The sequence below is a fragment of the Pseudoalteromonas sp. S4741 genome, assembly GCF_005886135.1.
Classification (GTDB): Bacteria; Pseudomonadota; Gammaproteobacteria; order Enterobacterales; family Alteromonadaceae; genus Pseudoalteromonas; species Pseudoalteromonas tetraodonis.
Map to the genome: position 1 here is coordinate 1 of NZ_PNCN01000212.1, position 403 is coordinate 403.

Consider the following 403-nt stretch of genomic DNA (forward strand, 5'->3'; position numbering starts at 1 on the left):
CAAAACGCTATTGTCACCAAGCAAATATGGTGCAAAGGATTAATGACAAAGCACGTAGTGCTTACATTTCCTTTGCGCAAGGTGCCTCAATGTTAACGCTACGCGCTAAGAGTCACCTCATAAATTTGGAATTCTGATAATAAAGTCTTCAAGTATCTACTTTAGTCTATTAACTTCTTGCTTAAACTGTCGCATAAAACGCGTTTGGCGTTGTATGGTTAAGCCTCACGGGTAATTAGTACAAGTTAGCTTAATGGCTCACACCACTTCCACATCCTGCCTATCAACGTTGTAGTCTTCAACGGCCCTTCAGAGACTTTAAAAGTCTAGTGAGAACTCATCTCGAGGCCTGCTTCGCGCTTAGATGCTTTCCGCGCTTTTCAGATCCCAACGTAGCTACCGG

General features: G+C 43.2%; 1 rRNA gene. It reads right to left on the reverse strand.

The features are described from left to right. Nucleotides 1-214: 214 nt before the first annotated feature. Nucleotides 215-403 (reverse strand): 23S ribosomal RNA (locus CWC30_RS17765); the annotation flags it as partial.